This window comes from Lentzea albidocapillata subsp. violacea, from assembly GCF_900100275.1.
Lineage (GTDB): Bacteria > Actinomycetota > Actinomycetes > Mycobacteriales > Pseudonocardiaceae > Lentzea > Lentzea violacea.
This window is the reverse complement of record NZ_FNET01000044.1, coordinates 1-19,956: the sequence shown is the minus strand read 5'-3', so window position 1 is coordinate 19,956 and position 19,956 is coordinate 1. Positions and strand designations below refer to the sequence as shown.

Annotated in this window: 19 protein-coding genes; 9 read left to right on the top strand and 10 right to left on the bottom strand. The window is 67.6% G+C overall.

Going from position 1 to position 19,956, the window contains the following annotated elements; all coding sequences use genetic code 11:
* Nucleotides 1–232, top strand: a 232-nt coding sequence (locus BLR21_RS41065; RefSeq protein WP_143028139.1) for a transposase, incomplete at its 5' end; no start/stop codon positions are given.
* A gap of 122 nt (nt 233–354) precedes the next feature.
* Here the strand turns inward: BLR21_RS41065 and BLR21_RS41060 are convergent.
* Nucleotides 355–3,129, bottom strand: a complete 2,775-nt coding sequence (locus tag BLR21_RS41060; protein WP_090015520.1) for a sacsin N-terminal ATP-binding-like domain-containing protein — start codon at nt 3,127–3,129, stop codon at nt 355–357.
* Nucleotides 3,126–3,872 (bottom strand): DUF3027 domain-containing protein, encoded by a 747-nt coding sequence (locus BLR21_RS41055; RefSeq protein WP_256335257.1) that lies wholly within the window; start codon nt 3,870–3,872, stop codon nt 3,126–3,128. The genes BLR21_RS41060 and BLR21_RS41055 overlap by 4 nt, the downstream gene beginning before the upstream one ends.
* Nucleotides 3,873–3,930: 58 nt before the next feature.
* On the opposite strand from BLR21_RS41055, the gene BLR21_RS41050 reads away from it, so the two are divergent.
* The 3 genes from BLR21_RS41050 to BLR21_RS41040 are packed head-to-tail and all read left to right on the top strand — an operon-like array spanning nt 3,931 to nt 6,656.
* A complete protein-coding gene (locus tag BLR21_RS41050) occupies nt 3,931–4,683 on the top strand; it encodes a glutaminyl-peptide cyclotransferase (protein ID WP_090015519.1) in 753 nt (250 codons plus the stop codon).
* A gap of 4 nt (nt 4,684–4,687) precedes the next feature.
* Nucleotides 4,688–6,190 carry an MFS transporter gene (locus tag BLR21_RS41045; RefSeq protein ID WP_256335256.1) on the top strand — a complete coding sequence of 501 codons (1,503 nt, stop codon included), beginning with the start codon at nt 4,688–4,690 and terminating at the stop codon, nt 6,188–6,190.
* 31 nt (nt 6,191–6,221) lie between these two features.
* Nucleotides 6,222–6,656, top strand: coding sequence for a DUF2771 family protein (locus BLR21_RS41040; RefSeq protein WP_090015517.1), 435 nt, complete (start codon nt 6,222–6,224; stop codon nt 6,654–6,656).
* On the opposite strand, the gene BLR21_RS41035 is transcribed toward BLR21_RS41040, so the two are convergent.
* Together BLR21_RS41035 and BLR21_RS41030 are read right to left on the bottom strand one after the other, a co-directional pair.
* Nucleotides 6,657–7,256 (bottom strand): HD domain-containing protein, encoded by a 600-nt coding sequence (locus BLR21_RS41035; protein ID WP_090015516.1) that lies wholly within the window; start codon nt 7,254–7,256, stop codon nt 6,657–6,659.
* A gap of 13 nt (nt 7,257–7,269) precedes the next feature.
* Complete coding sequence (locus BLR21_RS41030; protein ID WP_090015521.1) at nt 7,270–7,659, bottom strand: cold-shock protein; 390 nt, start codon at nt 7,657–7,659, stop codon at nt 7,270–7,272.
* Nucleotides 7,660–7,784: 125 nt separating this feature from the next.
* On the opposite strand from BLR21_RS41030, the gene BLR21_RS41025 reads away from it, so the two are divergent.
* Nucleotides 7,785–7,988: a hypothetical protein gene (locus tag BLR21_RS41025; RefSeq protein ID WP_090015515.1), complete on the top strand. Its 204-nt coding sequence runs from the start codon at nt 7,785–7,787 to the stop codon at nt 7,986–7,988.
* Here the strand turns inward: BLR21_RS41025 and BLR21_RS41020 are convergent.
* A complete protein-coding gene (locus BLR21_RS41020) occupies nt 7,960–8,577 on the bottom strand; it encodes an HAD family hydrolase (protein WP_090015514.1) in 618 nt (205 codons plus the stop codon). The two genes, BLR21_RS41025 and BLR21_RS41020, sit on opposite strands and share 29 nt — an antisense overlap.
* Nucleotides 8,578–8,629: 52 nt before the next feature.
* Between BLR21_RS41020 and BLR21_RS41015 the strand changes: the two genes are divergently transcribed.
* Complete coding sequence (locus BLR21_RS41015) at nt 8,630–9,172, top strand: TetR/AcrR family transcriptional regulator (protein ID WP_159460511.1); 543 nt, start codon at nt 8,630–8,632, stop codon at nt 9,170–9,172.
* Between the two features lie 59 nt (nt 9,173–9,231).
* Here BLR21_RS41015 and BLR21_RS41010 read toward each other — a convergent pair whose 3' ends face one another.
* A complete protein-coding gene (locus BLR21_RS41010; RefSeq protein ID WP_090015513.1) occupies nt 9,232–10,182 on the bottom strand; it encodes a Gfo/Idh/MocA family protein in 951 nt (316 codons plus the stop codon).
* Between the two features lie 21 nt (nt 10,183–10,203).
* On the opposite strand from BLR21_RS41010, the gene BLR21_RS41005 reads away from it, so the two are divergent.
* Nucleotides 10,204–10,578 (top strand): YccF domain-containing protein, encoded by a 375-nt coding sequence (locus BLR21_RS41005; RefSeq protein WP_090015512.1) that lies wholly within the window; start codon nt 10,204–10,206, stop codon nt 10,576–10,578.
* A gap of 173 nt (nt 10,579–10,751) precedes the next feature.
* Here BLR21_RS41005 and BLR21_RS41000 read toward each other — a convergent pair whose 3' ends face one another.
* The 4 genes from BLR21_RS41000 to BLR21_RS40985 all read right to left on the bottom strand — a co-directional run bounded on the left by BLR21_RS41000 (nt 10,752) and on the right by BLR21_RS40985 (nt 18,171).
* Entirely contained in the window at nt 10,752–12,347 is a 1,596-nt protein-coding gene (locus BLR21_RS41000; protein ID WP_090015511.1) for an AMP-binding protein, read from the bottom strand.
* A gap of 14 nt (nt 12,348–12,361) precedes the next feature.
* Complete coding sequence (locus BLR21_RS40995; protein ID WP_090015510.1) at nt 12,362–13,147, bottom strand: metallophosphoesterase; 786 nt, start codon at nt 13,145–13,147, stop codon at nt 12,362–12,364.
* Between the two features lie 201 nt (nt 13,148–13,348).
* On the bottom strand, nt 13,349–14,149 hold the full coding sequence (locus BLR21_RS40990; RefSeq protein ID WP_143028138.1) for a hypothetical protein: 801 nt from the start codon (nt 14,147–14,149) through the stop codon (nt 13,349–13,351).
* Nucleotides 14,146–18,171 carry a polymorphic toxin-type HINT domain-containing protein gene (locus BLR21_RS40985; RefSeq protein WP_176930035.1) on the bottom strand — a complete coding sequence of 1,342 codons (4,026 nt, stop codon included), beginning with the start codon at nt 18,169–18,171 and terminating at the stop codon, nt 14,146–14,148. Before BLR21_RS40985 ends, BLR21_RS40990 begins: the two co-directional genes overlap by 4 nt.
* 346 nt (nt 18,172–18,517) lie before the next feature.
* On the opposite strand from BLR21_RS40985, the gene BLR21_RS40980 reads away from it, so the two are divergent.
* Nucleotides 18,518–19,024, top strand: a complete 507-nt coding sequence (locus BLR21_RS40980) for a hypothetical protein (RefSeq protein WP_143028137.1) — start codon at nt 18,518–18,520, stop codon at nt 19,022–19,024.
* 106 nt (nt 19,025–19,130) lie between these two features.
* Nucleotides 19,131–19,956 (top strand): S1 family peptidase (locus tag BLR21_RS40975; protein WP_176930034.1); only part of this gene is annotated, 826 nt, incomplete at its 3' end.

Sequence of the window (19,956 nt, the reverse complement as noted above, 5' to 3'; positions counted from 1 at the left end):
ATCCGGACGAACCGACCGCCACCGCCTCAACAAAGGCGGCGAACGCCAAGCCAACCGCGTCCTGCACATCGTCGCCGTCGTCCGCCTGCGCTACTGCCCACGCACCCAGGCCTACCTGCAACGACGCACCGAACAAGGCCTCACCAAACGCGACATCATCCGCTGCCTCAAGCGCTATATCCTCCGCGAAGCCCACACAGCGATCATGAAAGACCTCGCACTCACTGCTTGACATCTATAGGAGCGTCAGGCGTGCCATCTACCTACGCACGGCGTGGACCCCCTGATCAGATTGCCGGGGGTCTGGGGGCAGCGCCCCCAGGGAAAGCACGCAACCGCAAGGCCGCCCGCAAATCAACCAAGCAACGTAGCCGCGGAAGGATCACTGATCAACGCAACAAACGTGTGCCGATCAACCCACCGCCCAGAAACCCAAGCCAACGCCCGCCCAAGCCCTTCAGGCGAGTCAGCAGCATGGGGAACCCCATCAACCATCCACCACTCAACCCGAGCCCCATCAACCAAAAGCTCGTCATGCACAACAACCACACCATCAGGCAGCGCAACCTCAAGCAACTCACAGGCCATCCGAACAGCCCCAAGGTCCCGCCACTGAACAACCTCACCGACATGATCCGGCAACCCGGAGAACTCCTCGGAAGCCAACGCCAGATCCAAAAGATCGGCAAGCTCCTCAGACCCATCAGCAAGCAAAACCCGAGAAGCCGGAACAACCCCCAACAACCAGGGATGATCCAGCACAACAACATCGTCAGCGGCAACAACGGCCCCAGACAACACCCGAACCCGCTCAGGCGGCGAAAAATCCCCCTCAGGCAGCCCCGCATAGGCCCGCAACACCACAGCGTCGGCGACCACCCGATCGGCATCCCCAAGCCGCTCCAACACGAACTCGGCATCATCGTCGTCGAGAATCTCCAACGAAGACCGAACCCCAGCCGCCCGCAACACATGCTCAGGCAACCCAAAATCCGGCACAACGTCGAACAACCCGTCCAACAACGACGCACCAGCAAGCCGGTAAGAGCGAGGCGCAGCACCCCCAAGCGACGCGTAGCGAGCAATCCACCAGCCCGTGTACCCGTCAGGCTCGGTCACCGCACGCCAAGTCATCGGATCAGCAGCCAGCAACCGCAACGCCGCAGGCCAGTCGGCAACGAGGTCCAGATCCCGAACCCCCACCACCCGCCGGGGCTCATCAACAACGGACGACCACCACGCGGACTCATCGGCAAGGTCATGATCCGGCCCAGAAGGCTCGTCATCGACCACCAACGAGAACCCGTCGACAACCCCAGCCGCAACCAACGCGGCACGCGGATACGTCTCAGCAATCTCCTTGGACAACAACGGAAAGGCATCAGCCTCAACCACACCGACCAACGCCGAATCAGGCAGAAGCAACTCGTCAGCCCGATGCCACTCGCCATCGGAATCCGGCAGGGCAAGCGCCCCGAGCCAGGACTCCTCACCGGCCCGCACCCCAGCGAGATCCACCAGCCGCAACACGGTCTCGACCAGATCAAGCCCGTCAAGCCCAGCCTCGGCGTCCTCCAACGACCGAGCCACGTTCTCACGCAACGACGGATCAGCCAACAACTCGGCAGCGCCGGCCTCAACAGCCCCCAGCCGCACCAGCAACGGGTGCACGGCATCCGGGTGCACAACCCGCAAACCGGGCAACGGCGAATCGGCGATCAGGGTCGTACGCGGCCCAGTAACCACACGCCCATCAGCCAACGGCACAGGCAAAGCCGCCAACGCCTCGCGAACGCCAGGATCCACCTCAGCCAACGGCGAGAACGCCGCATAAACGTCACGCCACCAGCCGGGATCACCAGAAACCCCAGACAAAGCCGCAACGACCTCGGAGGTGGTGACCCGCGGAACTTCCAGCGCTGCCAAGGCAGCCGCGTGCACAGGAGCGGACAGCTCGGCGTCCAGCAACCCGGGCAGAGCGTCCTCGACGAGGTCGACAAGCTCCTCGGAACCGACATCAAGCACACGCGCCCGAGAAGGCTCGATCCACTCGCCGGAAGCCAGCGGCAGCCAGGCGGAAGCACGCAACGAACGCAGCACACCGGTCCGCAGCCGATCATCCACTTCGGACAGCGGGAAGCCCGGCAGCGGCACGAGCGAGGTCCGCTCGATGGCAGGCACGCGAGCAACCAGAGCCGGATAAGCAGCAGCAGCGGCGTCCAACACCGACCACGCGGCCGGACCGGGCAGGATCCGGCGGCGCGAAGGCTCGACCGGCAGAGTCGCGATCAACCGAGCAGGCAACGACAACCGCTCGTCGGTCGGGGTCGGCGCGTGCAGCACGTCCTCACCCAACGCGGAATCCAGCGGGTAAGCCCAGGACACAGTCCACTGAGGACGGTGCTCGACACCCTGCACGAGCTCGGACGGCAGCTCACCGACGGTCCGCTCGACCAGCCAGCGCGCCGGGCCGACCGTGACGACGCCGTCGTCGGAGACAGAGCGTTCCCACGACTGGGTCCCGATCTCGACCCGCCGCAACCCCGGCAGGGCCAGCAGCAGGTCCGGGACCTCGGCAGCCAGGTCGTCCAGCGACAGGTCGACCTTCAACGGCAGCCGGACCTCGGTCGTGAACCCTTCCGGCACGGCCTCGACGACCGGCCAGACCAGGCGCAGCACCGGCACGTCGCCGCCGCGTTCGGACGCCAGGTCCGGGACCTCGGCCTGGGTCCGCGACAGGGAGAACTCGACGCCGCCGGAAACAGACACCACGCGCGGGGCGTCCGACACGGCCAGCACGGCCGCGAAGCCGACGCCGAACTGCCCGACGCCGGACTCCTTCGACGACGCCCGCAGCGAAGCCAGCGCGGCGACACCGGCGGCAGTCAGCGGTGCACCGGTGTTGGCGGCACGCAGCTCACCGTCTACGAGAGTGATCCGCAACACACCCGGCGACGAACCGGCCGCGTCGGCCGCGTTCTGGGCCAGTTCGACGAGCAGCCGGTCCCGGTAGCCGCCGAGGCGGAGGTCTTCTTCGGCGTTCGCGTCTTCGCGGAAACGGGTGGGCGAACCACGCCATGCGGCGAGAACCGAGGTGCGCAGGGCCTCGGTGCCGAACGGGTCGGTCACTCCGAAACGTCCGAAACGTCCAGAACGTCCAGCTGCGCGTCGTCGTAGACCAGGTCGGCCACGGGCACCATCGGGCTGATGTCGACCTCGACCTGGGAGTGCGCGCCGCAGCCGTACTCGACGTGCACGACGTGGCCGTCCGCGGGCGCGATCTCGTTCGCGCAGACGCCGAACGCCGCGCCGAACGCTCCGGCCACGCGGGTGTAGAAGCCGCAGGTGCCGCAGTGCGCGGGGGCGCTGCGGGCCATGTCGGATCGGGGGCCGAAGTCCGAGGTCGCCCAGCGGTCGGCAGCCTCCAGGCGGCCCTCGCGGGACAGGACGCGGGTGCGGCCGAGGCCGATCTCCAGCGCCACCTCCTCGATCGCGGGGTCGTCGGAGTGCACGTAGGCCTCGATCAGGCGCGGGTCGTTCTCCCGGGGCGGCATGAGGTCGCCGACGCCCAGGTCACCGGCACGGACCCGTTCGCTCCACGGCACCCACTCGGGGGCGACCAGAGCGTCCTGGCCCGGCAGCAGCACGACCTCGCTGATCGAGACAGGGGAACCCTCGCCGGCGTAGGCGACGGTCACCGCCCAGCTCCAGCCGCGGTAGCCGGCGTGCTCGGCTTCGAAGAGGTGCGTGACGGAGTACTCGTCCTCTCCGTGCACCCCGACATGAGCGCCGACGCTCTCCACACCCGCCTCTTCTTCTGCGGCGGCGCGGGCGAGATCAACGGCGTCGAGGAGCATCTCAGTCGCGGTCACGTCATGAATTGTGCCGCAGGACTTCGCCGGGACGAAAACTCGTGCCACCCTCCGTTGGGTGCGCTCACCCGTCTGGCTGGTCGTCGTCGCGGTCTTGGCCGCCTGTTCGACGCCGCAAGAAGCAAAACCGCAGGTAGAAGTCCTGCAGAAGATTCCGCATGACGCAACGGCGTTCACCCAGGGGTTGGAACTCGTCGACGGCGTCCTCTACGAGGGCACCGGCCTGGAGGGCCAGTCGACGATGCGCGCGCTCGATCCGTCGACCGGCGACGTCCGGAAGAAGGTCGACCTGCCGCCGGACTTCTTCGGCGAGGGCATCACGGTCGTCGGCGACACCATCTGGCAGATCACGTGGCAGAACGGCATCGCGATCGAGCGCGACCGCAGGACGCTGGACGAGCTCCGCCGCGTGAGCTACGAGGGCGAGGGCTGGGGCATCTGCGACGACGGGCAGAGGCTCGTCATGAGCGACGGCACCGCGAAGCTCACCTTCCGCGACCCCAGGTCGTTCCAGGAGACCGGCAGCGTGCAGGTCACCCGGGACGGCAAGCCGCTGACCCAGCTCAACGAACTGGAGTGCGTCGGCGGCAAGGTCTGGTCGAACGTGTGGAAGACCGACGAGATCGTCCGCATCGACCCGGCCACCGGACAGGTCACCGACACCTACGACCTCGCGTCGCTCAAGCCCTCCGGCGACGTGGACGTCCTCAACGGCATCGCGCACGTCCCGGGGACCAACGAGTTCCTGGTCACAGGCAAGAACTGGCCGACCATCTTCCGAGTGAGGTTCAACGGGATGGGGCAGGATTGACGGTGTGACCGGCGACCGCGGACGGAGTGACGGACCGACTCCGAAGCGCTACCCGTGGCAGGACGACGAGTACCAGCCGCGGCAGCGTCGCGGAACACCGTCCGAGCACGGTTTCCAGCCGCCACCGCAGCGTCCTCAGAACACCCGCCCGCTGCCCAACCAGGACCAGCAGACGACGCCGACGCCCAAGCCGCCGCGCAAGCTCACGGTCACGCGCGTCGCGTGGTTCCGCAGCAAGCAGATCTCGCAGCAGGCGGTCGCGGCGTTCCGGCGCGCGGCCCGTGCCGACGGTGCCGGCAAGTCCGGCATGACGTCGGTCACCTACGCGGTGATGATGAACTACGCCGCCGACGCCGCGATGGCCGTCGCGCTGGCGAACACGTTGTTCTTCAGCGCGGCTACTGCGGAGTCCAAGACCAAGGTCGCGCTCTACCTGCTGATCACGGTCGCGCCGTTCGCGTTGATCGCGCCGGTGATCGGCCCGTTGCTCGACCGGATCCAGCGCGGCCGCCGGCTCGCCCTGGCGGCGTCCTGCGTACTGCGCGTCGGGCTGGCCGTCGTGATGGCGCTGAACTTCGACAACTGGCTGCTCTACCCGGCGGCGCTGGGCAGCATGGTCCTGTCGAAGTCGTTCACCGTGCTCAAGTCCGCGATCACGCCGCGGGTGCTGCCGCCGGAGATCACGCTGTCCAAGACCAACTCCCGCATGACGATCTTCGGACTCGCGGCGGGCGGGGTGTTCGGCGCGCTCGCCGCGGGTTTCGCGAACTTGTTCGGCTCGCCGGGCGCGCTGTGGTTCACCGCCGCACTGTGCCTGGTGAACGCGTGGCTGTGCATGAAGATCCCGTCGTGGGTCGAGGTGACCGAGGGCGAGGTCCCGGCGACGCTGACGGCCAGGCCCGCCAGGCAACGCATCTCCCGGCACGTCGCGGTCTCGTTGTGGGGCAACGGTTCCATCCGCATGCTGACGGGGTTCCTGACGCTATTCGCGGCGTTCGTGGTCCGCGCGCAGACCGAGGGCGACGCCGTCCAGCAGCTGCTCCTGCTCGGCGTGATCGCCGGCGCGGCGGGCGTCGGCAGCTTCCTCGGCAACGCGATCGGCGCGCGCCAGCACTTCGGCAGGCCGGACGAGGTGGTCATCGCCTGCGTCGGCACGGCGCTGGCGGCCACCATCGTCGCCGCCGCGCTGCCGGGCCTGGTCACCGCCGCGATCGTCGGCCTGCTGGGCGCCACGGCGTCGTCGCTGGCCAAGGTCAGCCTCGACGCGGTGATCCAGGACGACCTGCCGGAGGAGTCGCGCGCGTCCGCGTTCGGCCGCTCCGAGACGATCCTGCAGCTCGCGTGGGTCTTCGGTGGCGCGCTCGGCGTGCTGCTGCCCGCGACGTTCTGGGTCGGCTTCCTGGTGCTCGCCGTGCTGCTCGCGCTGGGCCTCACGCAGACGTGGATGTACCGCAACGGCACGTCGTTGCTCAGGCTGGTCCGCAGGCCGGCGCCGGCGACCCCGTAGGCTGCCTGACGTGCGTCGACTTGCTTCTGTAATGGCTGCCAGTGTTCTCGTGCTGTCCGGGTGCTCGTTGCAGCAGCACGACCCCGAGGTCACGTTCTACGCGAACGGCAAGACCATCCGCATCGAGCCGACGATCTACTGCGACGTCGAGGGCTCCAACTGCGCCGAGAAGAACGCGCCCGGCACGCTGAAGGTGCCGGCGGGCAAGGTCGTGCAGATCTCGGTGGACGGGCAGCTCGCGGACGGCCTCTGGGAGGTCGTGTGCGTGTACGAGAACGCCGCTCGCGTGCAGGAGGGCTGCTCCTCGCCGTTGCTCGGCAAGGGCGACGACTACACGTACACGCTGGCCGTGCCGAACGACTCCGACCAGCTGCTGCGCATCGAGGTGCACGAGGCGGCCGGCGCGGTGCTGGAGACCGGCCAGCCGCTCATGCGCGGTTCGTGGGTCGTCGACATCACCCGCTGATCACCGCCTGCCGAACGCTTCCCACCACTCGCTGGGATCGATCCGCAGGGCCGACTCCATCAGTGCCTTGCCGGTATCGGTGGCCACCGACGCCTGCATGGTCTGGATGAAGCGCTCCATCTTGGAGACCCCTGCGGCCTGGTACTCCCTGGCCTGCAACAACAACTCGAGCTTGTCCGCGTCACGCGAGCAGCGCGCCTCCGGCGTGTGGTCGAAGCCCTTGGCGGACTCGTGCTCGGCGACGAGTGCCTCGATGTGGGCGGCCAGCGGCGCGGGCAGGTGCTGGACCTGGTCGCGCGCCACGGCTTCCGGCGGCATCTTGACGTCGAGGTAGAGCTTGCCGACGTACGGGATGTCGCCGATGCGCGCCTCGGGCACGTCGTGGAAGAGGCCCAGAGTCGCCGCCCTGTCGGGGTTCGCCCCCTCCTGGACGGCGATCGCGTACGCCAGAACGCCCACCCGGAACGAGTGGGCGGCCACCGACTCGGGGTTCTGCACCCCGGCGAAGAGCCACCCCGCTCTGGGCAGGCGTTTGAGCTGGCCGACCTCGTAGACGAACTCGACGATCCTGTCGGCTGCCAAATGATCCACGTCAGACATGACGCTGATCCTTTTACGGATCGAGGTCCCGCGCCACCGCCCGGACGACCTCGGCGATGAGCTTCATGTTCTTCTTGTCGGACGGGTAACGGCCGCGACGCAGGTCAGGCTGCACCTTGTTCTCGAGCAGCTTGATCATGTCGTCGATCAGGCCGTGCATCTCCTCCGCGGGACGGCGGCGGGCCTCCACGACGGACGGCGCCGGGTCGACCAGGCGCACGGACAGCGCCTGCGGACCGCGCCTGCCCTCGGCCATGCCGAACTCGATGCGCTGGCCGGCCTTGAGGCCGTCGACACCAGCGGGCAGTGCGGATTTCCGGACGTAGACGTCCTCGCCACCGTCCTGCGTGACGAATCCGAAGCCCTTCTCCGTGTCGTACCACTTGACCTTGCCGGTCGGCACCGCGCTCACCATTCCCAAGCTTGTCGCACAACGAACGCGCCCAGGGGCGTACCCAGGACGCGTCCCACCAGAGTAGCCAGAAGACCTCGGAGTAGGCACCTCCGTTAGCGCACTATCCTGCTCTTATGACCGTTCCGAAGTTGATGCCGCTGGCCATCGGCCTGTTCGCCGTGGGCGTACTGGCGATCATCGTGGTCTTCGCGCTGTTCGCCGCCGGCCACAGCGACCTGCCCGTGGCGCTGAACGTCGCGGCCACCTACCTGCCCGCGATCGGCCTCGGCCTCGGGCTCATCGCGGTGGTCAGGAAAGCACGCCAGAAGAAGTCCTGAGCCACTCCGGGAACTCCCGCAGGTCCTCCAGCACGACCGCGGCGCCCGCCTCCGTGAGCTCGGCACGCGAGCACGGCCCCGTGACGACGCCGACGCCCAGCGCTCCGGCCTCGACAGCACCCCGCATGTCGCCGATGTGATCACCGACGTAGACGGCGGCGCCGTGCAGCTTGAGCGACTCGGACTTGCCCGTCGCCCACAGCTCGCCGTAGAGGTGGTCGACCTCCCAGCCCATCGCTTCGAGGTGCAGCGCGGCGTTCTTGCGGTACTTGCCGGTGACGACCATGGTGCTGCCGCCCAGCTCCCGCACGCACTGCAGGGCCTTCGCCGCTCCCGGCAGCGCGACGGTCGACGGGATCACGACCTCCGGGTACAGCGCGCGGAAGAGCGAGACCAGGTCCGGGACCTCGTCCTCGGGCACGCCCATCTCGCGGTAGATCATGTCGAGGGGCGGGCCGAGGTTCGACGCGAACTTCTCGCCGTCTAGGGCGTACCCGGTGCGGGCACCCACCTCGTTCATCACGGCGGCCATTCCCGGTCGCGGGTCGATGAGGGTCATGTCCAGGTCGAAACCCACGGTGAACGGCACAGAACCTCACTCTACGTCTTTACAAAAACGATAACTGTGTAAAGGTGAAGTGGTGAGCGACATCACCGAGCTCTTGCTGGACTCGGCCGCCGACCTGTTGGCAGCCCGGGGCTTCCACGGCCTGCGCATGATCGAGGTCGCCGGCCACGCCGGCGTGAGCAGACAGACCGTCTACAACGAGTTCGGCAACAAGGAGGGGCTCGTCCAGGCCGTCGCGGTCCACAAGACGGAGGAGTACCTGACCGGGATCGCGGCCCGGCTCCAGGAGAACCCCGACCCGTGGGAGGCGATGCGGTCGGCGTTCCGCTTCACCTTCGAGCAGACCGAGAAGGACCGGCTGGTCTCGGCCGTGCTGACCGGGCAGAACGCCGAGGACCTGCTGCCGTTCATCACGATCCGCGGCCATCCGATCCTGTTCCACGCGACCGAGGTCGTCGAACAGCACCTCAGCAGGCACTTCCCCGGCCGGCACGTGCGGTTCACGGCGGAGACGACCGTGCGGCTCGCGTTGAGCCACCTGCTGATGCCGAGCGGCGACCTGGACGGCGCGATGGACGCCGTCGTCAGGGTCGCCAGAGTGACGATGGACGCATGATCGCCTGACTCGCGATGGCGAGCCGCGTGGGTGGGCGCCTTCGCGGTCGTCGTGCTGATCTACTTGACGCCGGCGTAGCTGACGCCGAGCTGGCGCAGCGCCTCTTCGAGCGTGCGCAGGACCTCCAGGGTGTTCTCCCAGGTGATCAGCGGACTTTCCGTGAGTCCCGCGGCGACGCACTCCTCGACCGCGCGGATCTGGTGCTGGTAGCCCTCGTCCTCGATCGTGTGCTCGACACCGTTGATCACGACGGCGGTCGGGTTGAACATCGGGTCGACGAGCTCGATGCGGCCCAGGGTGCCGACGATCTCCGCGCGGGCACCGGTGTTGGCGACGAGCGAGCAGCTGAGCAACGCGTGGGCGCCGTTGTCGTAGGCCAGGAAGATGCCGGCGTCAGCGTCCACTTCGGTCGGTGCGAGGCTGCCGTGCGCGTGGATGTGCTCGGGCACGCCCAGAATTTGGTGGGTCAGCGCGACGGGGTAGACACCGAGGTCGAGCATCGCGCCACCACCGGCCTCCTTCGCCCACAGCCGGTCGCTGTCGCTGAAGGCGTGCCGGAAGCCGAAGTCGGCGCGGATCATCCGGACCTCGCCGATCTCACCGTCCCGGACGGCCTGCTGGACCTTCCGGACCAGCGGGTTGAACCGCGTCCACATGGCCTCCATCAGGAAGAGGTTCCTGGACCGTGCCCGTTCGATCATCTCCTCGGCGTCCGCGACCGTGAGCGCGAAGGCCTTCTCGCACAGCACATGCTTGCCCGCGTCGAGCGCGGCGAGCACGACCTCGTGGTGCTGGCCGTGCGGCGTGGCGACGTAGACGATGTCGACGTCGGGATCGGCCAGCAGGTCGTGGTAGTCGCCGTACGCACGCTCGATGCCGAACTTCTCAGCGAACGTCTGGGCCTTCGTGATGTCACGCGAGGACACCGCGAGCACCTTCGCGCCCGCCTTGATCATGTCTGCGGTCACGGCATGCGCGATTCCACCTGTAGCGATCACACCCCACGTCATGGGTTGAGCTTAGATGGAGGCATGCGCCTCATCCTGAACGTGATCTGGCTGGTGCTCGCCGGTTTCTGGATGGCCGTCGGCTACGCGGTCGCCGGCGTCATCTGCTGCATCCTGATCATCACGATCCCGTGGGGCATCGCATCGTTCCGGATCGCGAACTACGCGCTGTGGCCGTTCGGCCGCGAGGTCGTGGACAAGCCGGGCGCGGGCACCGGATCGCTGCTGGGCAACGTCATCTGGATCATCGTCGCCGGTCTCTGGCTCGCGATCGGCCACATCGTCACCGGCATCGCGCTGTGCGTGACGATCATCGGCATCCCGCTCGGCATCGCGAACTTCAAGCTGGTGAAGGTCTCGCTGGTGCCGCTGGGCAAGGAGATCGTCGAGGTTCCGTGAGGGTCTCCCGCGCCTCGTCGGGCCGAGGCGCGGGAGACCACTCAGTGGCGCGAACCGTCAGACTTCGCTGTCCGACAGCTCGTGCAGGCACAGGACGCCTCCTTCGACGGATCCATCGATGTTGCGCCGGTCACACCGCTCTGACAAGGGCTTTTTCGGTCACCCAGGGGTCACTAGGCGTGGCGGGCGCTGTCGTCGAGGCCGAGCAGCTCCACCGACTTCGCCCGCATCTCCACCTTGCGGATCTTGCCGGTGACCGTCATCGGGAACTCCTCCACCACGTGCACGTAGCGCGGGATCTTGTAGCGGGCGAGCTTTCCGGCGCAGAACTCCCGGACGGCCTCGGCGCTCAGCCCCGCAACCCCGTCGCGCAGCCGCACCCAGGCCATCAGCTCCTCGCCGTACCTGGCGTCCGGCACGCCGATCACCTGGGCGTCGAGCACGTCCGGGTGCGTGTAGAGGAACTCCTCGATCTCGCGCGGGTAGATGTTCTCGCCGCCGCGGATGACCATGTCCTTGATGCGGCCGGTGATGTTCACGTAGTCGTCTTCGTCCATCACCGCGAGGTCGCCGGTGTGCATCCAGCCCGCGCTGTCCACGGCTTCGGCGGTCTTCTCCGGCTCGTTCCAGTAGCCGAGCATCACCGAGTAGCCGCGCGTGCACAGCTCCCCCGGCTCGCCGCGCGGCACCGTGCGACCCGTGTCCGGGTCGACGATCTTGACCTCCAGGTGCGGGCCGACCCTGCCGACCGTCCCAACTCGACGGTCGAGAGAGTCGTCCACGCGCGTTTGTGTTGACACCGGGGAGGTTTCGGTCATGCCGTAGCAGATCGAGACCTCGCGCATGCCCATTCGTTCGACGACCTGCTTCATCACCTCGACCGGGCACGGCGAGCCCGCCATGATGCCGGTGCGCAGGCTGCTCAGGTCGTAGCCGTCGACCAGGTCGAGCATGGCGATGAACATCGTCGGCACGCCGTAGAGACTGGTGCAGCGCTCTTCCTGAACGGCCGCAAGGGTTTTCGCCGGGTCGAACGCGGGCGCCGGGATCACGACGCACGCGCCGTGGCTGGTGGCGGCGAGGTTGCCCATGACCATGCCGAAGCAGTGGTAGAACGGCGGCACCACGCAGATGCGGTCGTGCTCGGTGTAGTTGATCAGCTCGCCGACGAAGTAGCCGTTGTTGAGGATGTTGTGGTGCGAGAGCGTGGCGCCCTTGGGGAAGCCCGTGGTGCCGGACGTGTACTGGATGTTGATCGGGTCGTCGCGGTCCAGCTCGACGTCGGGGACCTCCTCGCCGGTCCACTGTGGATCGTCGACGTACACGACGTGGCGCAACCCGGGACAGCGCGGCCGGACCTCCTCGATCATGGCCGCGTAGTCCGACGTCTTGAACGACCGCGCGGACACCAGCGTGTGGATCCCCGCCTGGTTCAGCACGTACTCCAGCTCGTGCACCCGGTACGCCGGGTTGACGTTGACCAGGATCGCGCCGATCCGGGCCGTCGCGTACTGCACGAACACCCACTCGGCGCAGTTCGGCGCCCAGATCCCGACCCGGTCGCCCTTGCGGACGCCCAGCGCGTGCAGCCCGGCGGCGGCCCTCTCGACCTCCAGCGCGAGTTCCGCGTACGTCCACCGTCGATCTGTGGACTTGTCGACAAGTGCCTCACGGTCACCGAAGCGCGCGACCGTGGCCGCGAGGTTCGCGTGGATCGTGTCGCCCAGCAGCGGGGCGGCGGACGTGCCCGAGGAGTAGCTGGAAGTCATCCCTCAGACGGTAGTCAGGCCTCCGCGTATGGCAAGGGCACGACCAGGCACGGACCGCCGCTGTAGAGGCCCGCGTCGATCGCCAGCACCTTGTCGCCGGCGTAGACGAGAGGCCCGTCGATCTGGTCCGGCGGCACCCCGAGCTGGTCGGCGATGACGCTGTGCCCGTGCACGATCGTGCTGCCGCCGAGGGTCGCGAGCAGCTCGTCCGCGATTTCGGGACCCTGCGGACCGCGGAACGCGTACCGGGTCGTCATCTTGCGCCAGCACTCCCACCAGTCGACGAGGTCGTCACCCTTGAGCACGTGCCGCACGGCCTCGTTGACCTCTTCGATCGAGGCCCCCCATTCGAGGTAGGCCGCCGTGTCGGAGTGCATCAGCAGGTGGTCGTCGCGCAGCTTCAGCACGGGCCTGTTCGTCAGCCACTCGACGTGCTCGTCGGTCAGCCGGTCCTGGTCGCTGCGCAGCCCGCCGTTGAGCAGCCAGCTGCGCGCGAACGACCGCGGCCCCATGCTGTCCGGCACCTGCTCGTCGCCGAACCGGTACATGCCGAGCAGCAGCACCTCGTGGTTGCCGATCAACGAGCTGACCGAGCCACCGGCCTCCACCGCCTCCTCGCCGAGGCGCATGACCAGGTCGATCACGCCCACGCCGTCGGGCCCGCGGTCCACGAAGTCGCCGAGGAACCACAGTTCGGCCTCGCCACCCGTCCAGTGCCCGTCCTCGTCGCACAGCTCCGCGACGTGCAGGGCTCTGGTCAGTTCTGCGAGGTGCCCGTGCACGTCACCCACGACGTACATCGGGCGTCGATCCGTGTCCACGTCCGCGACGATAGGTGATGAACCCTCGCGCGTCAGTGGTCAGTCCGAATCAGCGTTCGCGCCAGGCAAGCGGCGAGATCGTCACGGCCGCCTCGGCGATCCTGCACGGGTCAGGCTTGGTCGCGTGGCCAACTGGGCGACCCGCATCGCGAAACGCGACCCCCGCAGGTGTGCTCGGGCCTACAGGTCCAGCAAAGCCAAAGCTTCGCGGACCTTGATCACTAGTTCTTCGTCGTTCAGGTCACCGGGCTCCCACAGGTCCGGTTCGGCGTAGTCCTCAATGACGAAGAAGACATCGTGCAGGGCGGTGCCCAGCGCGCCGCTCACTCGTTCGCCGTGGTTCTGTCGCCGACTCGACGCGTTCATCCACTTCGAGGCGAAAGCGGGCGGAGAAATCTCGCCGGCGACGACCGAGGTCATCAAGGCCACCTGCTCGGACACGGCCGAGCCGGGTTCGACCTCGTGCATGGTCGCCCACTCCCGATGCAGGGGCGGGTACTGGGCCGCGATCCCAGGTAGCGCACCGCCGAGCTTCTTGGCGACACGGCCGAAGCGAGCCCTGGCATCGTCGACACCTCCGCCGATGACGGCTCCCCGGACAAAGGCAGGGGAGCCGCCGAGCAGCGCGTAACCATCGGTGGTGACCACCAGCGCCGCCGTCAGGTCAGGTAGTGCCACCACGAAGCCGGTGTCCCGCCACGTGGCAGCCGCCAGAGCAGCCGCATCCGTCAGCGACACCGGCACGATTGCGTCGTCCTGGTGATCTTCGCTGAGCCGTCCGGCCACTCCGCTGTCCACACGGACCGCTTTCGCGCCTGCGTAGAGCACGTCGGCGAGTCTGCGGTCGATGTGGGCGGGGGACGCGAACGGAACTACAACCCCGTCCACTCGGCTCAACCAGGCAGGACTGAAGTTCGCCCCACCATCGAACAGGATGGCCGACAACCGCGCGACACTGTCCAGCCCAGCTCGATCGGTCAAAAGAGGAATCCCTTGTCGACGATGTCGGCGAATTGGTCGTAGACCGCGAGGGTCCTGTTTGGAATGTTCTTGTCCATCTTCTTCATGATGCCCAGCTCCCAAGCAGACCAGAAGCTTCCATCAGCGCGCAACATGACCATGACACGGGTCTTTGGATCGATGAAACCGATCGCCTGGCCTTGGTTGCGGTAGTTGAACCGGTAGATCTTCGTGTCCGCCGCGGTCATGTGCGCTCGCATGGCCGTTTCGAACTCGGCGAGTTTCGCCGGGTTCCGGTTGCCGGTGATGTTGAAGACCGAGGCATGGCTGTCGTACTTCTTGTTCATGGTCTTCGGATTGGTGAAGTCGGCCTTGCTCTCCCAGGCGCCCTTCGCGCCCGATGGCGGGCATCCTGTGTTGTGCACGAGGACCGAGGTGTCCCCGGCCAGCACGTAGTAGGTGTGAATGCCGTCAACCGTGAGGTTGTAGACCTTCATGACCTCGGTGTGCCTGGTGGTGCCCGTGACGACCACCTGGTCACCCGTCACGGTCCGGAAGTGCTCGCCCGCCCGGACGTCCTGCGCGTCGATCCACTGGCCGCGATCGGTGACCCAGAACGGGTGCCGGGCGGTCGCTTCGACGACGCCCGCGTTCGGGCCGTCGACACCTACCGAGACCATCTGCTTCGTGCCCTCGCCGACGATCACCCTGGTGACCGCACGGGCTCCGGACAGTCCGGTCTGCGGGTCGGTCGCGGCGACCTGATCACCGACCACGACATCCTTGATCGCCTTGCGTGAGCCGTCGGCCATGTAGACCTTGGTCGCCGACGCGAAGCTGTTGCCCGGCACCGTGCAGGCCTCGACGGCATCTTGCATCGCCTTGCGGCCCGCCTTCAATTCCTCTGCGGCCTCTTCGGAGCGCTTGAGGAACTTGCCGACCTTGCCGATCACCCTGCCGATCGCCCCGACCAGCTTCGCGCCCTTGCCGATCAGTGCGAGCGGGTTGGCCATCATCAGCGCGTTGACCGCGGTCCAGATGCACGCTTCGATGTCACCCTGGGTGAAGCACTTGACGGCGTCGTTGTAGCCGATGAGGTCGAGGATGACCTCGGCGCCGTTCTCCAGCAGGAAGTCCATCATGGTCTTGCCGGCATCGCGCTGCGCTGCCTTGAACTTCTCGATGCACGCCGCGTCGCCGTTGCAGCTGGCTTCCAGCTGGGCCTGCTCTGAGGTGTTCAGCGGCCCGCCTTGGTTCTGCTGCTCCTCCGCGGACTTCTTGGACATCGAGATGTTGTAGGCGTCATCGGCCGCGACCTGAGCCGACTCCGCATCCTTGCCTGCCTGGATCGCCGAACTGCGCGCGGCCTGAGCGGACTGGCTCGCGTCGGCCGCCGAGGCACTGGCCGCGGTGGCGGAACTGGCGGCCCTCGTCGCGGCTTGTGAAGCCGATTCGGCATCGCGAGCCGCCGCGTCGGCAGCGGAGCGAGCCGTCTTGGCAGACTCGGCTGCCTGGTTGGCCGAGACCTGTGCGGCGTCGGCGGATGCCTTGGCCTGCTTGGCGTACTCCGCAGCCTCGTTCGCCGAGTTACGGGCCCGATCGGCCCACACAGCGGCCTCGTCGGCGGCGTTGCGGGCTATCGCGGCCACCCTGGCGGCTTCCGCGGCGTTCTCCCGCGCGGTCGCCGCGATCCGTGAGCCTTCGGCGATGAGCCGTCGCACCGTCGACACGTGCGAGGCCACCAGTCCATCGCGCTGCCTGGCCTTGTGCTGGCCGGTCTGCACGAACTCCCGCACGTAGGACGGCGGGCCTGCCAACGCGATCTGGCCTGCCGCGTTCACCTCGGGGCCGCCGGAGCTGATGATCTCGCCGGTCTTCATCCGGTCGTCCAGGTTGGCCGAGACGAACTGGCCCTTGGCCAGGAACTCGGTCACGTCGGAGGGTGCGCCCTCCAGGGCTTTCTGACCGGCCCGTTGAGTGGCCGGGCCGCCCTTGGACATGATCTGGCCGACCTCTTTGCGGTCGTCGACCACTTTGCCCTCGTAGTCCTGCGTCCGCAGGAACTCCTCGATGTCCTCGGGGTCGCCGCGAACGGCGCTGTACGCCGCGGCCTGCTTCTTCTCGTTCGGAGTCGTCTTGGCCACGTGCCGCACCCGCGCCAGGTCGTCGGCCTCGCCTGCCCTGGCCCGTCGCTGCGTCAGGTAGACGTACATCTCCGTCGGACCGCCTGCCAGCGCCTGTTCGGCTGCCGAACGGCTCCAGGACCCGCCGACGTTGCGCAACCGCAGCGCCGCCCGCCGTCCGGCCTGCACCATCGTGGCGTCATCCACGCCTGGAGTGGTGGCCGCGTGCAGCGCCGCGTTCAGCAGCGTCTGCGTTTCCTGATCGATCCGCGCTGCCTCCGCGGTCTCGTAGGCGGCGTGGTCGGCGAGGTCCCTCTTCACCTTCTCCGCGGCTGCGACGCCCTCGTCCTGCAGCAACTGCAGACGGTTGCTGTCCGCTGTGCGAGCGTTCTTCTCGATGTCGATGGCGAGATTGGTGGCATTGGTCGCTGCCTGAGCGGCCTCGTGGGCTGCTTTGGCGTGTTTTTCTGATTCTTGGGCGGCTTTGTCGGCTTCTCCGGCGTGTGCGGCGGCTTCGTCCGCGGCCCTGGCGGCGTTTTCGGCGTGCTCGGCGGCGCTGATCGCGGCGCGGTAAGCGTCTCCGGCGGCCTTGGCTGCCTGGTTGGCCAGTGATTCGGCGTTGGTGGCGGCCCTGTTGGCCTGTCCGGCGAACTTGTGGGCGTCGGCCGCGGCGCGTCGGGCGCGTTCGGCTTCCGCGCCGGACACGCCGGCCTGGTTGGCGGCGTCCTCGGCGGCGGAGGCGGCCCGGTCGGCGTTGGCGCCCGCGCTCGAGGCGGCACGGGCGGCGCCCGCTGCCTGGTTGGCGGCGTCGCCGGCGGCCTTGGACGCTTCCGCGGCGAGGCGTGCGCCCGCGGCGACGTCTCGTGCCTTTTGCGCGGCGATCCTTGCGTTGGCTGCCTGGTTCGCATCGGTCGCGGCGTCCGCGGCGGCGCCGCGGGCGTCGGCGGCTGCCTGTGCGGCGGCAGAGGCGGCGGAGGCTGCCTGCATGGCGGCGTTGGAGGCGACGCGGGCGGCGTTGTTGGCGGAGTTGGCGGCGGAGACGGCTTCCTGTGCGGCGCCGGCGGCGCGGCTGGCGAAGTCGGCGGCCCGTCCGGCGGCGGCTCCGGCGGCCGCGGCATCGTCTTTTGCCGCGGCGGCTTCGGCCGCTGCTTTCAGTGCTGCCTGTTTGGCTTGTTCGGCTGCGGCGACGGCTCGTCCGGAGGCTTCCTTGGCGGCTTCGGTCTCGAGAGCGGCTTCCGCGCCTGCGGCTTTGGCGAGGTTGACCAGTTCGGTGATGCTGGCTTGTTCGTTGTCCCTGGCCCGTGCCGTGTGTTGGCCGGTCGCGAGGAATTCCTGGACGTCGTCGTCACTGCCGTTGAGGGCGATCTGGGCGGCTTTATTGACCTCCGTGCCGCCGGTGGCCATGATCCCGCCGGCTTTTTTGCGGCGGTCGATGACGGCCGGGGGGTACTGGCCGGCGGCGAGGAACTTGAGGACGTCCTCGGCGGTGCCCTCGAGTGCTGTCTGGGCGGCGCGTTGGGTGGTGGGGCCGTTGGCCGCGATGATCTCGCCGACCTTGACCCGGAGGTCGAGGCGGTGTGGTTCCTGCCAGCCTCCGGCCAGGAATTTCCGGACGTCTTCTGGGGTGCCGCCGAGTGCGGTCTGGGCGGCTTCGCGGACTCGTCGGCCCGCGACGGCCATGATCTGGCCGGTTTTGATGCGGTTGTCGTGGGCGATGGTGACGTGTCGGCCGGTGGTGACGAACTGGTGGAGTTGGTCGTCGGAGCCCAGGAGTGCGGCTTCGGCGGCGTTCTTGGTGGCTCGGCCACCGGTCTTGAGCAGTTCGACGGCCACGGTCCGGTCGTCGGGGGCGGCCTGGGCGGTTGCTCGCGGCGGGGTCACGGTGGCGGAGGTGCCGAGGATCGCGGCGACCAGGGCCATGATGGTGACGAGAATTACTGTAACGCGCGCGGCACCTGGGCGCGACAAAGCTGTACGGACGTTGTCGTCCACAAATTCCCCCATTGTCAACACTTCCTGCGAGAAGCTGTCCAGATGGCGAGGGCCCCAGTGTTCCTCGCTGCTTCAGGAAGGTTCGCGTCACCTTAGCATTGACGCGCAAATCGTCAAGTTGTATCTTCCTGCTGGGGTGTGATGGGGGGGGCTGGTCCGGGGGTGAAATTAGGCGCGGGACGATGTTTGTCGAGCGCTTCCCGGTCTCATGGTTCTTCGTTGATCTTGCTTTAGCTTGTTACGACCGTATCGGTACTGGGGGGTTATTTTTTTCATGCGTTTGTCTCTGACTCTTGTTTGCGCGGGCGTGTTGGGTTCCGTCGCGATCCTGGCGACGACAGCCAGTGCGCAGAGTGTGGGTACCGCCTCCGACGATCCGGCCGGGCAGCCGTCGCTGGTGGAGGACTTCGAGCACCCGAACAAGGAAGCTGCCGCGGCCATCGGCATGACCTTGAAGAAGGGCAACGGCAGAATCTTCTGGGTGGACTGCGCGGTGGGTGGTGACCTGCTCACCGTCGAGAGCGACAGCATCACCACGCCCAATCACATCGCCTGTTTCAGGGTCACCGGTCGTGACGGGTATCTCGCATTGGAGATCCCCTCGACGTATTTCGTCAAGGCCGGCAAATTCAAGATCAATGCCGTGTTGACGGCTCAGGTGGATGGTCAGGAAGTCAAGCGGGAATACACCATCAAGCCCGGTGAGCTGACTTCGGTCGGTGAGATCATCCACCCAGAGGAGGGTGTAGCCGCTCTGGTCGAGCTGCGCTCTGTCTCCTAACGCGGTATCAGGTGGTTGGGTCGAGCTACTTATTCCTGCGACTAACGTCGCTCTCTAATACGCAAGGGTTCAGCAAATGTCACAGCAAGGTCGAAGAGTCGTTTTCTTGGCGGCAGCCGTAGCCGCGAGCGGTCTGCTCGCGGCCGGGCCGGCTCAGGCCGTTTCGGGCGGTACGCCCGTTCCGGACGGCACATACCAGTTCGTCGCGAAGGTGGAGATCGAGGGTCGGGCGTGCACGGGCGCTCTGATCGACCCGCAGTGGGTCATCACCGCCAGTTCGTGCTTCCCGGAGAACGCCCAACGGGCCGGTGCTCCGGCAAAACCCACTACCGTCACCATCGGGCGGACCAACCTCGCGGGCACCGCGGGCCGGGTGGCCAAGGTCACTACCCTCGTGCCGCGCGTGGACCGGAACGTGATGCTGGCCAGGCTCGACACGATCATCAACGACATCGCCCCGATTCCGGTGAGCACCACCGCGCCGAGCGCGGGCGAGACCCTGCGAGTCGCGGGCTACGGCCGTACCGCGACCGAGTGGGTGCCCGACCGGCTCGCCGTCACCGAGTTCACCGCCGGGGCTGTCGCCGACACCACCTTGGCGCTCACCAACTCCGCCGGTGCGGATACCTGCAAGGGTGACGCGGGCGGCCCGGCGTTCCGCGAGACCGCCGGTCGGGTCGAGCTGGTCGCCGTCAACTCCACCTCGTGGCAGCACGGCTGCCTTGGTGTGACCGAGACCCGGCAAGGCAGCACCGAGTCGCGGGTGGACAACCTCGCCGACTGGATCCGGCAGCTCGGACCGGCCGGCGCCAACCTGGCGCAGAACAGGGTGGTGACCGCTTCCAGCACCGTCGGTGGTATGCCGCAATGGAGCACGGCGGCGGTGATCGACGGTGTTCGGACGACCAGCTTGGATTCGGCGGGCTGGAGCA

Coding starts and splice junctions, on each gene's coding strand:
- BLR21_RS40995 (WP_090015510.1), bottom strand. CDS start 13,147: ATGTACGTCGTGGGTGACGTGCACGGGCACCTCGCAGAACTGACCAGA.
- BLR21_RS41000 (WP_090015511.1), bottom strand. CDS start 12,347: ATGACTTCCAGCTACTCCTCGGGCACGTCCGCCGCCCCGCTGCTGGGC.
- BLR21_RS40985 (WP_176930035.1), bottom strand. CDS start 18,171: ATGGCCCTGGTCGCCGCGATCCTCGGCACCTCCGCCACCGTGACCCCG.
- BLR21_RS40980 (WP_143028137.1), top strand. CDS start 18,518: ATGCGTTTGTCTCTGACTCTTGTTTGCGCGGGCGTGTTGGGTTCCGTC.
- BLR21_RS41025 (WP_090015515.1), top strand. CDS start 7,785: ATGACCGTTCCGAAGTTGATGCCGCTGGCCATCGGCCTGTTCGCCGTG.
- BLR21_RS41040 (WP_090015517.1), top strand. CDS start 6,222: ATGGCTGCCAGTGTTCTCGTGCTGTCCGGGTGCTCGTTGCAGCAGCAC.
- BLR21_RS41035 (WP_090015516.1), bottom strand. CDS start 7,256: ATGTCTGACGTGGATCATTTGGCAGCCGACAGGATCGTCGAGTTCGTC.
- BLR21_RS41005 (WP_090015512.1), top strand. CDS start 10,204: ATGCGCCTCATCCTGAACGTGATCTGGCTGGTGCTCGCCGGTTTCTGG.
- BLR21_RS41010 (WP_090015513.1), bottom strand. CDS start 10,182: ATGACGTGGGGTGTGATCGCTACAGGTGGAATCGCGCATGCCGTGACC.